Source organism: Nocardia sp. NPDC049149 (assembly GCF_043197455.1).
Lineage (GTDB): Bacteria > Actinomycetota > Actinomycetes > Mycobacteriales > Mycobacteriaceae > Nocardia.
This window is the reverse complement of record NZ_JBICTD010000014.1, coordinates 1-12,864: the sequence shown is the minus strand read 5'-3', so window position 1 is coordinate 12,864 and position 12,864 is coordinate 1. Positions and strand designations below refer to the sequence as shown.

Annotated in this window: 13 protein-coding genes; 3 read left to right on the top strand and 10 right to left on the bottom strand. The window is 67.3% G+C overall.

The annotated features are described in order from the left end of the window. Window positions 1-45: 45 nt before the first annotated feature. From ACGFNJ_RS39005 to ACGFNJ_RS38995, 3 genes are all read right to left on the bottom strand, one after another. Window positions 46-1,425 carry a DHA2 family efflux MFS transporter permease subunit gene (locus ACGFNJ_RS39005; protein ID WP_393460601.1) on the bottom strand — a complete coding sequence of 460 codons (1,380 nt, stop codon included), beginning with the start codon at window positions 1,423-1,425 and terminating at the stop codon, window positions 46-48. After that, on the bottom strand, window positions 1,422-1,727 hold the full coding sequence (locus tag ACGFNJ_RS39000; RefSeq protein ID WP_393460598.1) for a hypothetical protein: 306 nt from the start codon (window positions 1,725-1,727) through the stop codon (window positions 1,422-1,424). Before ACGFNJ_RS39000 ends, ACGFNJ_RS39005 begins: the two co-directional genes overlap by 4 nt. A gap of 64 nt (window positions 1,728-1,791) precedes the next feature. Next, complete coding sequence (locus ACGFNJ_RS38995) at window positions 1,792-3,198, bottom strand: amidase (RefSeq protein ID WP_393460595.1); 1,407 nt, start codon at window positions 3,196-3,198, stop codon at window positions 1,792-1,794. Window positions 3,199-3,275: 77 nt separating this feature from the next. Here ACGFNJ_RS38995 and ACGFNJ_RS38990 point away from each other — a divergent pair, with 77 nt between their 5' ends. Together ACGFNJ_RS38990 and ACGFNJ_RS38985 are read left to right on the top strand one after the other, a co-directional pair. Beyond that, window positions 3,276-3,677, top strand: coding sequence for a MerR family transcriptional regulator (locus ACGFNJ_RS38990; protein ID WP_393460592.1), 402 nt, complete (start codon window positions 3,276-3,278; stop codon window positions 3,675-3,677). 118 nt (window positions 3,678-3,795) lie between these two features. Beyond that, window positions 3,796-4,215 (top strand): SRPBCC family protein, encoded by a 420-nt coding sequence (locus ACGFNJ_RS38985; protein ID WP_069166376.1) that lies wholly within the window; start codon window positions 3,796-3,798, stop codon window positions 4,213-4,215. 88 nt (window positions 4,216-4,303) lie between these two features. Here ACGFNJ_RS38985 and recN read toward each other — a convergent pair whose 3' ends face one another. Genes recN through ACGFNJ_RS38960 form a run of 5 tightly spaced genes read right to left on the bottom strand, consistent with a single transcriptional unit; the run spans window position 4,304 to window position 9,129 of the window. After that, window positions 4,304-6,079, bottom strand: a complete 1,776-nt coding sequence (recN, locus tag ACGFNJ_RS38980; protein WP_393460589.1) for a DNA repair protein RecN — start codon at window positions 6,077-6,079, stop codon at window positions 4,304-4,306. After that, window positions 6,057-7,091: an NAD kinase gene (locus tag ACGFNJ_RS38975; protein WP_069166374.1), complete on the bottom strand. Its 1,035-nt coding sequence runs from the start codon at window positions 7,089-7,091 to the stop codon at window positions 6,057-6,059. The genes recN and ACGFNJ_RS38975 overlap by 23 nt, the downstream gene beginning before the upstream one ends. Continuing rightward, window positions 7,088-7,909, bottom strand: a complete 822-nt coding sequence (locus ACGFNJ_RS38970; RefSeq protein ID WP_393460585.1) for a TlyA family RNA methyltransferase — start codon at window positions 7,907-7,909, stop codon at window positions 7,088-7,090. The genes ACGFNJ_RS38975 and ACGFNJ_RS38970 overlap by 4 nt, the downstream gene beginning before the upstream one ends. A gap of 1 nt (window position 7,910) precedes the next feature. After that, on the bottom strand, window positions 7,911-8,213 hold the full coding sequence (locus ACGFNJ_RS38965) for a hypothetical protein (RefSeq protein WP_393460582.1): 303 nt from the start codon (window positions 8,211-8,213) through the stop codon (window positions 7,911-7,913). A 25-nt stretch (window positions 8,214-8,238) separates the two neighbouring features. Continuing rightward, the gene (locus ACGFNJ_RS38960; RefSeq protein ID WP_393460580.1) at window positions 8,239-9,129 is read right to left on the bottom strand and encodes an HAD-IIA family hydrolase; all 891 of its coding nucleotides are present in this window, start codon (window positions 9,127-9,129) and stop codon (window positions 8,239-8,241) included. A 310-nt stretch (window positions 9,130-9,439) separates the two neighbouring features. Here ACGFNJ_RS38960 and ACGFNJ_RS38955 point away from each other — a divergent pair, with 310 nt between their 5' ends. After that, window positions 9,440-10,372 carry a hypothetical protein gene (locus ACGFNJ_RS38955; protein ID WP_393460577.1) on the top strand — a complete coding sequence of 311 codons (933 nt, stop codon included), beginning with the start codon at window positions 9,440-9,442 and terminating at the stop codon, window positions 10,370-10,372. Between the two features lie 222 nt (window positions 10,373-10,594). Here ACGFNJ_RS38955 and ACGFNJ_RS38950 read toward each other — a convergent pair whose 3' ends face one another. Continuing rightward, window positions 10,595-11,506, bottom strand: coding sequence for a tetratricopeptide repeat protein (locus tag ACGFNJ_RS38950; protein WP_393460574.1), 912 nt, complete (start codon window positions 11,504-11,506; stop codon window positions 10,595-10,597). Next, complete coding sequence (locus tag ACGFNJ_RS38945; protein WP_393460571.1) at window positions 11,503-12,408, bottom strand: hypothetical protein; 906 nt, start codon at window positions 12,406-12,408, stop codon at window positions 11,503-11,505. Before ACGFNJ_RS38945 ends, ACGFNJ_RS38950 begins: the two co-directional genes overlap by 4 nt. Window positions 12,409-12,864 lie beyond the last annotated feature (456 nt).

Sequence of the window (12,864 nt, the reverse complement as noted above, 5' to 3'; positions counted from 1 at the left end):
GGCCGCGTGCCTTTCAGGATCTGTATCCGCTGCGGCGCGTTTCACTCAGTGCGGCATGAGGATTCGGGCAACCACACCGGCGGCGACGAGGCATGCGGCACAGACGGCGAAAGCGGTTGCGTAGCCGGCGTTCAACGCGACCGCGCTGAGTGCGGCGAGGCCGACCGCGCCGCTGGTCTGGCGGACTGTGTTGAGGACGCCCGCGGCCAGGCCGTTGCGTTCGGGCGGTACTCCGTCGGTCGCGGCGACGGTGAGCGGGGTGAACGCGGCAGCGGTGCCGAAGCCGAAGATCATGCCTGCCACCAGGACCGACCAGAAGTACGGTGCGTTGAGCGCGATTCCGACTGCGGTGCATGCGAACCCGGTACCGCCGATCGCACAGCACAGCGCGGCGGCGCGGCGCGGTCCCAACCGGACGGTGAGCCATCCGGCCGAGCGGGAACCGCAGATCATCGCCACCCCGGATGGCAGGTAGCCCACTCCGGCCAGCAGTGGCGAATAGCCGTACACGTCTTGCATGTACAGCGATAGCAGAACCGGGCTGCCGAGGAAGCCGACGCCGAGAAGGAAGATCACCACGTTGGCGCTTGTCACCGAACGCAGCCGGAAGATACTCAACGGCACCAGCGGCTCTGCCGACCAGAAGGCCTGGTGCACAGCGAACATCGCGATCAACGCAACACCAGCGAGCATGGCGACATACACCGTGGGATCACCAAAACCCGCTGCCGCCGAACGCATGATCGCCAAAACCACGCCGGTGATCCCCGCGGTAACCAGCACCGCGCCGAGGACGTCCAGCCGCGGCCGCACGACCGCGGTGTCCCGAGGCGGCAGCACCACCATCGCACCGATCATGCCGATCACCCCCAATGGCGCGATGACGAAGAAGACCCAGCGCCACCCCGCCACCTGAGTGAGCACACCGCCGAGCACCGGTCCCGCCGCGGCGCCCGCTGCTCCCACCGCACTCCATATGGCCAGCGCGCGGGCTCTAGCCGCAGGCTCGACGAATGCGGCGGTCAGCATCGACAACGTCACCGGCATCAGCAGCGCACCGCCGAGCCCCTGCACCGCACGGGCGATCAGCAGGAACACGGGCGAGTCGGCGAACCCCACCGCGACACGCGCCACGGTGAATATCCCCAACCCCACCAACAGAATTCGCCGACGGCCGAACACGTCCGCGCACCGGCCGCCGAACAACAGACCCCCGGCGAACGCCAACATGTACGCGTTGACCGCCCACGGCAGCGTCGCAGGCGTGAAGCCGAGATCGGCACGCAGGTCGGGCAACGTGATCGAAACGATGGTGGCGTCGATAATCACGGAAAACGATCCGAGGCAAGCCAGCGCAAGCACCAGCTGCGACTGCCGCGCACTGCCCTGTCGTCTGTCGACGTGCTTCGTCGTCAACGCGCTCACCGGCCCCGCTCCTCATCACACGGGGGCGCATCAAGTCCCGCCGTCGCCCACGAGTCGCCCCACCCCTCACGGGTTGGACGCACGTCGAAGCGCAGCGCCGGATCCGCGTATCGCACTGCGGGAATCGCGTAGAGCGCGTCGACTGCCGCGCGGAAGTCGTGGTATTTGGCTGCCTGGCCGCGTATTTCGGCCGCATCGGCCGGTAAGCCTGCGGCGGCGAGCAGGGTTCGGACGGGGTCCTCTGCACCACGGATCACTGCCATGTCCGGCAGTTCGGTGCCGCGCTTCTCGGAGGTACTCACGATTGCACCTCGCTGAAGCTCGGGTCGGTCGCGCGCACTGGCACGTTCACTCGCTGATGCTTGATCACGCCACCACCGCCGTCCGGATGGGCGGCACCTGAGTGTGCCAATCGGTGTGCTGTTGAAACACTTCTCCGACGCGCAGGATCGTCGCATCACCGAACGCAGGTCCGGCGATCTGTAGCGACAGTGGTAGCCCGTCTGCGCCGAAACCCATGGGCAGCGCCAAGACTGGCGTGCCGAGAGCGTTCCAGTACGCGGTGTCGAGCATCCCGAACACGCCGGCGTCGTCCTGATGGCCTGCCGCATCGACCAATTGGTCGAAACGCGGCGCAGTGATAGCGGCGGTGGGACAGACGATCACATCGATCCGGTCGAACAGCTCGCTCATCGCCGTCTGAGCGACCCGACGGACCCGTTGCGCCTGAACATAATCCGCACCGGATATCAGGGCACCTTTGGCCAGCAGCCCGCGTGCCGCAACGAAGTAGTCGTCCCAGCGTTGCCTCAGATCGGTCCGGTGATAGGCAAGCCCCTCGGCAACGGCGGTGACGAAGGTCGCGGTGGTGGTTTCACGCCGGTAAGGCAGCGCGATCTCGTCGACGTCCGCACCGCAGGCGACGAGTACCCCTATCGCACGGTCGAATACGCCCGACAGCTCAGGATCGGCGGGCAACGGGAGGTCCTCCTGTCGCGCCACCCCGACCCGCAACCCGACCAGGTCGGGCATCGGCGGACCCGAAGTGAAGGCACCGTCCACGCTGTCCGGGTCGCTCGGATGCGCACCCGCGATCACCTCCAGCACTGCGGCGCAGTCGGCCGCGGTGCGCGCCAGCGGACCGACCCGATCAAGACTGTAACCCAGTGGCACACAACCTGATTTCGGCACCCGGCCGAAGGTCGGCAGCAGACCGGTGATGCCGCAGAAGGCGGCGGGCATCCGAATACTGCCCGCTGTGTCGGAGCCGAGGCCCGCCGGAAACAGCCCGGCGGCAATGCCGCTCGCCGTACCGGAGCTGGAACCGCCTGCCCACCTGGTCGGCTCCCACGGATTGCGCGGCAACGGAAACGGCTTGCCGGAATCCGGTACACCACAACCGAATTCCATTGTCGTGGTCTTCCCGGTGATGATCGCACCGGCCGCCTTCATCCTGGCGACCACCGGTGCGTCCAGTCCCATACCCCAGGCACGGTCGTGCACCAGGCTCTGTGCCGTGGTCGGCCCGTCGGCCGCCGCGATGTTGTCCTTCACGGCGATCGGAATGCCGTGCAAGATCCCGCGATCGAGCCCGCGCGCCCGCTCGTCGTCGGCCTGCCTGGCCTGTCGTCGCGCGGCCTCGTCGAAACGGGTCAGATAGACGCCGAGGTCGGCGTCGTGCCGGTCGGCGAGCGCGATCGCGGACTCGATCAGCGCCGCGCTCGTCGTTTCGCCCGCACGCAGTGCGCGAGCAGCGTCGGCAATGGAATACATCGTCCACCCTCCGGAATTGATCAAATAAGGTAAGGGTTACCTTGCCCGTTCAACCCGAGTTGAGGTCAACTGGTGATATGCCCGAGCTGACCGAGATCTCCACCGTGGTCGACCACTTCCACATCCCGCTGTCCACGCTGCACTACTGGGAACGCCGCGGCCTGCTCACGCCGCACCGCCGCGGCGGCCGTCGCTGCTACGACGAGGACCAGCTCTACCGGATCGCCCTGATCAAGCAGTGGCAGAGCACCGGTCTGATGAGCCTCGACGAGATCGCATCCCTGCTTACCGCGCGCAGCACCGACCCGGACTGGCGCGGCACGGTGACCAACCACCTCGCCTCGATCGACCGGAAGATGGCCGAACTCGACATCGCCCGCGCCTATTTGGACTACCTGCTCACCTGTCCGCGCGACGGCGAACTGGAGCACTGCCCCGCCTACCGCGCCACCGTCACCCTGCCGAAGCAAGCGGGCTGACGCGCGACGCCACGATGCGACAATCGAACTGTCTGTGACGCCGATAACACACCCGCACGGGCAGCCCCGGTGATACCTATATGCTGCGGGTCACAGGTAACTCGAAGAGGAGACCCCCATGGCCAGCACAACCGTCGACGCCGTCATCGCCGCCCCGCGTGAGGTCGTGTACCGGCTCTTCGCCGACCGCGAGAGCATCAACCCCTACCTCCCGATCCAGGTCAAGCTGACCAAGCCGGGCCTGACCGAGCGCGAAGGGGTCGGCGCGCAGCATCTGCTCGGCGTCGGACCGGTCGGCGTCACCGAGGAGATCACCAAGCTGGTGCCCGGCGAGCGGATGGAATACAAGATCGTCAAGGGCGCGCCGGTGAAGCGGCACGTCGGCGTCGTCACGTTCAGCGACGCGGACAACGGGACGCTGGTGTCCTACACGATGGAATCCGACCCGAGCCTGCCCGTGCCCGCCAAGGTGCTCGAATTCGGGTTGAAGAACCTGATCACCCAGTTCATCAAGGCCGCGCAGAAGGCCGTCAAGTAGCCGAGATCGCCGACGAGTGGCACACCACCGTGTGTGCTACTCGCACTTTCCCGCAGCCATGTGCCACTCGTGGTCGGCGCTTGCCGAGTTAGACGGTGGCTTCGGTCTTTTCGGAGCGGGCGGTTTCGAGGAGTTCCTCGGCGTGCGCCCTGCCGGTTTCGGTGTCGTCCAAACCGGCCAGCATGCGGGCCAATTCCTTTACTCGTTCGTCCTTGGTCAGCGCACGGACCCCGCTGTTGACGGTGCCCTTGCCGTCGTCGGACTTGTCGACCACCAGGTGGGTGTCCGCGAAGGCCGCGACCTGCGGCAAGTGCGTCACCACGATCACCTGATGGGTTCGCGCCAGCCGGGCCAGCCTCCGGCCGATCTCCACCGCGGCCCGGCCGCCGACACCCGCGTCGACCTCGTCGAACACCATGGTCGCCCCGTGATCGGAGCGGGCGAGCACCACCTCGAGCGCGAGCATCACCCGGGAGAGCTCACCGCCGGATGCGCTCTTGCTCAACGGAAGTGACTGCGCACCCGAATGCGCGGACAGCCGAAATTCCACCTCGTCGATGCCAGACGACCCGGCATGCACGTCTTTGCCGTCGATGGTCAGCGGCGCCGAATCCTGCGGTCCCGCAGGCACCGGACGCACCTCGACCTCGAGCTTGGCCTTCCCCATCGCCAAACCACCCAGCTCGGCGCTCACCGCGGAGGCGAGCTTGCCCGCCGCCTTCGTGCGCGCGGTGCTCAACTTGCGCGCCGCCTCCCTGACCCGCTCGGCCGCGATATCGACCTCAGCGGCCAAGGCCGCCAACGCTTCCTCGGAGACATCGAGCGAACCGAGCCGGGAGCGCGCCTCGTCGGCCCAGGCGATCACGCCGTCGATATCGGGTGCGTACTTGCGGGTCAACGACTTCAACTCGGCCTGCCTGGTGAGCAGCGAGTCGAGCGCACCGGGATCCGACGGCAGATCCGACAGATAGCCGCTGAGCTCGGTGGTCAGATCTACCACCGCCTCGATGGCCTCGACGAGTCGCGGCGTCAAGCCGATCAGCGCCGGATCGTCGGCCGACTCGATGCGAGACCGGGCGACGCCGAGCAATTCCAGTGCGCCGGAACCGTCTTCGGGCGCATCGGCCGGACCCGCAAGCGCGTCATGCGCGGTCGCCGCCGCCTCACGCAGCGAATCGAGGTCGCTGAGCCTGCGCACCTCGTCCACGATGCGCACATCCTCACCGGGTTCCGGTGCGATGGCGTCGATCTCGGACAGCGAATGCTGCAGCCGATCCGCCTCCTGCGCCAATTCCCTGCTGCGCGCAGTCCGTTCGAGCAGTTCGGTGCGCGCGTCCAGCCAGGAACGCCGCTGCACACCGTATTTGCGCAGCAGCGGCGCGATCGTGTCGGCGGCGAACTGGTCCAGCGCGGACAGCTGTTGATCGGGGCGCTGCAACCGCAGCTGATCGTTCTGGCCGTGCACCGTCAGCAGCGGCGCGGTGAAATCGGCGAGGACCGAGGCGGGCACGCCGCGCCCGCCCAGGTGCGCACGCGAGCGGCCATCGCTGCCGACCGTGCGGATCGCGATGATGCTGCCGTCGTCATCCTGTTCGGCCGCAGCCGATTCCAGCACCTGCGTCACCTCGGCCCGTGCCGCGTCGTTCACGTCGTCGACAGTGAACCGGCCCTCGACGACAGCGCGCGCGGCGCCGAGCCGGACCCGGCCCGCATCCGCCCGCGCACCGCTCAACAGGTGCAGGCTGGTGACCACCATGGTCTTGCCCGCGCCGGTCTCGCCGGTGAGGACGGTGAGACCCTCGTGGAATTGCGCGGTGGCCGTGGAAATGACGCCAAGGCCGTCAATCCTGATCTCTGTCAGCATGCGTGCTCTCCGTTCGGCGGTATTCAATCTCGCCTGCGCTCGGGCGCTCCGTGGTTACGCGCGCTGCCGCCTCCGCGCCTGATCGCACAGACGGGCGGCCACGCCAGCCTGTCACGGGCAATTGGAACTTGCGCACCATCCGGTCCGCGAACGGCGCGGAATCCAACCGCACCCACCGCACCGGCTTGGCGCCACGCACCGCCTCCAACCGGCCGCCGCGCGGCAGCTCGAGGGTGCGCCTGCCATCCAGGAAAACTATCGCATCATGACCCGTCGCCACCGACTCCACCGCGATCCGCGATTCCGGGCTGGTCACCAGCGGCCGCGCGAACAAAGCATGCGCGTTGCTCGGAATCACCAGCAGCGCTTCGAGTTCCGGCCACACCACCGGGCCGCCCGCGGAGAACGCGTACGCGGTCGAACCGGTGGGCGTCGAGATCAGGATGCCGTCGCAGCCGAACGCCGACACCGGGCGCCCGTCCACCTCCAGCACCAACTCCAATACGCCCATCCGCGAAGCGTTTTCGATGCTGGCCTCGTTCAACGCCCAGCCGGTCTGCACCACCTCGTCGTCCACGCGGACGGAAACGTCGATGGTCATCCGATGTTCGATGTTGTAGTCGCGCCGAACCACATGGGCCAGCGCGTCATCCAGATGCTCGGCCTCGGCCTCGGTCAGAAAGCCGATGCGGCCCAGGTTGATTCCCAGCACCGGCACCCCGGCCGGACGGGCCAGCTCCGCGGCGCGCAGGAAAGTGCCGTCGCCGCCGAGGACAAGCACCATCTCGCAGCCGACCGCCGCGTCCGGGCCGTGTTCGACAACGTTCACCGGATAACCACCCGGCTCGGCCTCGAATCGGGTGCTGTCCGCCTCATCCGCCAGGACGCGCAGGCAGATGCCCGCGTCCGCGAAGATCTTCGCCACCCGGTGCGCGGTCTCGATGATCTCCGCCCGGCCCGGATGCGAGACCAGCAGAATCTCCCGGCCCTCAGAGCTGGTCGGCGCGTTCACTGTGGACCCTCCTCAACCGCACGCTCGACGAGAGCCGTTACCCGCTCTTCGTCGTATTCGGACTGCCCGTCCTTGCGCAGCCACAAAAAGTATTCGACATTGCCGGAGGGACCGGGCAGCGGGCTGGCCACCACGCCCTGCGTGTGCAGTCCGAGGTCGGCCGCCGCGGCGGCAACAGTGCGGACCGTCTCGGCGCGGAGTCCGGGATCGCGGACGACGCCGCCCGCGCCGACGCGTTCCTTACCGACTTCGAACTGGGGTTTCACCATCGGCAGCAGATCTGCGCCCGGCGCGCTGCATGCGGCAAGCGCAGGCAAGACCAAGTTGAGCGAGATGAACGACAAGTCACCGACCACCACGTCGACGGGTTCGCCGATCATCTCGAGGTCGACCGAACGCACATTGGTGCGATCGAGCACCTCGACCCGGTCGTCGTTCTGCAGGCGCCAAATCAGTTGGCCGTAACCGACATCCACCGCGACCACATGGCGAGCGCCCCGCGACAACAGCACATCGGTGAAGCCGCCGGTCGACGCGCCCGCGTCGAGGCAGCGTTTGCCCGCAATGGAGAGCCCGGCCGGTTCGAACGCGGCCAGCGCACCGAGCAGCTTGTGCGCGCCGCGGGAAGCCCACGACACCTCATCCGGTTGCGCGCGCACCAGCAGCGGGGTGCCCGCTTCGACCGCGGTCGCCGGTTTCACGGCGACCGTTCCAGCAATCAGGACGCGACCCGCGCCGATCAGCTCGACCGCGTGTTCCCGCGATCTCGCCAGTCCGCGGCGGACCAGTTCGGCGTCCACGCGTGCGCGTCTGGCCACCTCAGATCTTGTCCACCGTGGCCAAGGCCTGCACGAGCACGTCGTGGGCCTGCTCGAGGATGCGGGCCCGGCGGGTGATGTCGGCGCCTGCTTCGGCATCGCCGGTGTGCGCTGGGCCGCCCGGCCAGTTGGTGCGGGTGGCGAGTTCGCTGAGCAGACCGTCGATCTCGCTGCGGATGCGCTCCGGGTCGGCCGGCTCCGGACGCCCTGGCGCGCCCGGCAGATGCTGGCCGGGCAGCGGAACCCCTGGACGAGGCTCGTTCGCGGCTGCCTGGTGCATTCCGGGGCCGGTTGGGCGGGGCATGGGAGTAGTCATCGTGGCGTCAACGCTATCGGATTTCCGATGCGGACGCCCGCACCCTTACGGCTCTGCCTTGGTTGCGTCGCAACCGGTCGGCCAGGTCTGCGACATCGTTGCCGGGCTCGGCGGGGACCGGCGGATGATTCAGTGCGTCCAGCGAGTCGGCCACGTAGGTCGGAATGGACTCGGCGCTCGCACCTTTCAGCTCGTCGAGGGTGCTCACGCCGGTCAACACCAGCAGCGATTCCAGGCCGACGGTGTTCGCGCCCTCGATGTCGGTGTCGAGCCGGTCGCCGACCACCAGCGCACTGCGGGTGCCCGCGCGGACGAGGGCGTCTTCGAGCAGCGGTGCGTAGGGCTTGCCCGCCACGATCGGTTCCCGCTCGGACGCCGTGCGCAACGCCGCAACCATCGAGCCGTTACCCGGCGCGAGGCCGCGTTCGTTCGGCAAAGTCTTGTCCGTGTTTGCCGCGACCCACAGTGCGTCCTTGCGCAGCGCATAGGCGGCTTCGGCGAGATCGGCCCAGCAGGTCTGGGGCGAATGTCCTTGCACCACAGCGGCAGGCACATCGCCGTCGAAGCGGCGCACCGGGCGCAAGCCGACCGCGGTGACCTCGGCGGCCAGGTCATCGGTGCCGACCACCAGGACGGTCGCGCCGGTCTCCAGCCGCTCGGCCAGCAGTCGAGCCGCCGCCTGCGCGCTCGTCACGACCGTATCGACGGTCGCGGGAAAGCCGAGTTCCACCAGATGCGCGGCCACCGTCTCCGGACTGCGGCTGGCATTGTTCGTGACGTACATCAGCCGCTGCTCCACCCCGGCCAACGCCTCCGGCGCACCCTCGATCACCGCATGCCCGCGATACAGGGTGCCGTCCAGATCAAGCAGCAAGGCTTCGTAGCGATCTCGTAGCCGCTTCACACCACTCTCCGTGTCACCGATCGGCGCCGTGCCGAACCTTCCGTCCATCGCCGTTCGGATCGCACCGTCGGCTCAGGACATCCGAACACTACGCCAGCGGACCGACAGGAATCGCACGGCGTCAACCGGCTCCCGCCCTACCGCGCCAACTGGACCATTCCAGTTAGGAACGTTCCAGTTCTGCTTTCGTAATCTGTTACAGGACAACACTTCCTGTCACCACCCTTCGCGATTTCTTGTACCAACGTCCAGCTCCACAGAGGTTCGCGCGACACCCGCCACGGCGTGTCCAAAGCCACGCCGAGCAAACATGATCAATCAACAACCCTCGAACGAATTTTCGATTTTCGTGCGTACGGTGGCGCCCATGGTCAGCTCCCAACACGAGGCGATGCACCGCCTCTTCCAGCACGACCCGGGCACCTTCGCCCGCGCTTTTCGCGCCCTCCACCTCCCCTTCCCCGACCCGACCGAGGTGATCCTCCTATCGACCGACCTGACCGAACCCACCCCCGTCGAACGCCGAGCCGACACCATCCTCCGCATCGAAACCGCAACCGGCCCATTCCTATTGCTCGTCGAAGCACAAAGCAAAGAAGACGCAACCCGGCCGCCAGCCTGGGCCTACTACCTGTCCCACCTCTACGCGAAATACACGCTGCCGGTAGTCCTGCTCGTCGTCTGCCAAGACAAGACAACCGCCGAATGGGCAACCGGCCCACTGCGCATCGGCATGGAGCAATGGCCAAGTCTCATTGTGTGCCCGTTGATCCTCGGCCCCCACAACGTCCCGTCGATCACCGACATCGACACGGCCAAATCCGACATCCCGTTGGCCACCCTCTCCGCCATCACCCACGCCAAAGACCCCGACGTCAATGCGATACTGAGGACGCTGGCGGCCGCCCTCCGCAGCATCGGCGACCACCGCGAACACGCCATCTTCGCCGAACTCACCGAGCAAGGCCTGGCCAATAGCCCAGCTCTCAAATACTGGAGGACACTGATGACCATGGACCTCTCGTTCTTCCGCTCCGAAACGTCCAACGCATTGCGCGCCGAGGGCGGTGTCGCCACCCGCGCGAAGTGCGTCGTGGAGATTTTGGAACTCCGCGAAGTCCACGTGCCCGACGATGCCCGCGAACGCATCCTGGCCTGCCGAGACAGCGATACCCTTGACCGCTGGTTCAAGCGCCTCCTGACGATCGCCACCGTCGACGAACTGTTTATAGACCAGTCCTGAGCGTTGCTCCGTCCAACGGCCCGCAAGGCGATTTGCTCCGCAGCTCGGGCGGCCCGGATTGCGTTGCAGTAGAACGTAATCCGGGTAGGCGGTTCGGGGCCGTCTCCCTGCCACGGCGCAGCGTTCTGGTTGTCGGACCCATAGTGGCGAACGCAAACTAGCCCTCTGCTCCAGCTTTGGCTGGGGTAGAGGGCTAGCGCTAAAGGCAGGTCTGCGAGTGGGCTAGGGGTTGGGGTTGTCGCCGGTTAATTCGTCGGCGCGTTCTTCGGCGTCGGTTTCGCCGTCGAGGTCGGCGGAGGCTGCGTTGAGGAACCAGGTGAGGCCCTCGTCGGTGCGGCCTGCGGCTACCAGGGCGTCGGCGTAGGCGTAGAAGAGGCGGGCGGCGGCGGAGCCGGTGCGGGCAGGGTCCAGGTCGGAGGTTTGCAAAGTGACGACGGCCTGGTCGTACTCGCCGAGATCCATGCGGGCGCCTGCGACGACGATGCGGAGTTCGGTGGCTTCGTCGCCGCTGAGGGCACGGGCCTCGTCACTGCGGCCGAGTTCGATGGCGCGTTCGGGGCGGCCGAGACCGCGTTCGCAGTCGGCCATCACAGCGAGCAGGCCGGAGCCGCCGGACATGCGGCGGGCGGTGCGCAGCTCGGAGAGGGCCTCGGCCCATTCGCCCGCGTGATAGGCGGTGACGCCTGCGGTTTCGCGGACCACAGCGATACGGCCTGCACGTTGGCGGGCAGCGCGGGCATGGGCGAGAGCCAGGCGCGGATCGTCGTCGATGAGGCGCACAGCCATCACCAGGTGACGGGCCACGGCCTCCGCGTTCGTCTTGTCCAGGCTCAGCAGGTCGCGGCGGACCGTGGGATCCAGGTCCGCTGCCTGCACGTCATCGGGAAGGTCTGGCTCTTCCGGGCGCGCTGCGCGTCGATCCTGCGACCGATCGCCGCCGGCGCCGGTACGCGCGCCTTCACCTCCACGACGCCGATCATCCGGTCCGTCGCCGCGCGAATCGCGGCGATCGAATCCACCACGACCGCCCGAGTCGCCGCCACGCTTGAAGCCACGGTCACCCGAGTCGCTGCGGTTGAAGCCGCCGCGATCATCGGAGTCACCGGAACGATTAGAACCACCGCGATTGCTCAAGTCACCGCCACGGTTGAAACCACCGCGATCGCTCGAACCACCGCGCTGGCTGGAATCACCAGACCGGTTGAAACTGCCGCGATCACCAGAGCCGCCACGATTGAAACCACCGCGATCGCTGGAATCACCAGAGCGGTTGAAACCACCACGGTCACCGGAGCCACCGCGATTGAAGCCACCACGGCTATCGGAATCACCACCGCGGCTTGAGCCGCTACGGTCGCTCGAACCACTGCGATTGAATCCGCCGCGGTCACTCGAGCCGCCGCGATTGAAGCCACCGCGATCGCTCGAACCACCGCGCTGGCTGGAATCACCACGACCGCTGGAATCACCAGATCGGTTGAAACCACCGCGGCCACCTGAGTCACCACTGCGGTTGAAACCACCGCGGCTATCGGAATCACCAGAACGGTTGAAACCACCGCGCTCGCCGGAACCGCCACGCCCGCCAGAGTCACCACTGCGGTTGAAACCGCCGCGATCGCCGGAACCTCGGCCTGTCGAATCGCCGCCGCGGTTGTATCCGCCGCGCTCGCCGGAGCCACTGTCGCGGTTGAAACCACCGCGGGCTGAGTCGCCGCTGCGCTTGAAGCCGCCACGGCTATCGGAATCTCCGCCGCGGTTCGAGCCGCCGCGGTCGCTAGAACCGCCGCTACGGTTGAAACCACCGCGCTCGTTCGAGTCGCCGCCACGGTTGAAACCGCCGCGGCTACCTGAATCACCGCCACGGTTGAAACCACCGGAGCCGCCGCGATTGCTGTATCCGCCGCTGCCACGCGAGTCGCTGCCACGGTCGGAACCCTCGCGACGCTGGTATCCACCACGGTCATCGGAGCTACGTTGGCCGAAACCGCCGCGACCTCCGGAATCGCCGCGGCGATCGGATCCGCCACGGTCACTGGAACTTCCGCGCTGGCCGGAGCCGCTGCGGTCATCGGAGTCGTTGTTTCGCTTGAAACCACCACTGCGCTGGCTGGAATCACCGCGTTTGAAGCCGCCGCGCGGGCCGTCACCGCGGTCGGCGCGGTCCTTGGGATCGCCGCTGCCCTGGGAGGGGCGATCGGATCCCTCGCCGCGCCGGAAGGACTTCCGGTCGTCGTTCTGTTCCGACACGGTGATTCCTTTCTGAGGTCCGCAAGAGGTGGTCGGGGGCCCCACAAATTCAATCACGTGTCGTGGTGGGGGCCGACACGGCGACGTCGTCCGGGCACGGCAAGGTGCCTGAAACGACGATAGGGGACCCAGAATCTGGGTCCCCTATCGTGAATGATTGTCCGGCGGTGTCCTACTCTCCCACACCCTGTCGAGTGCAGTACCATCGGCGCAGGTGGCCTTAGCTTCCGGGTTCGGAATGG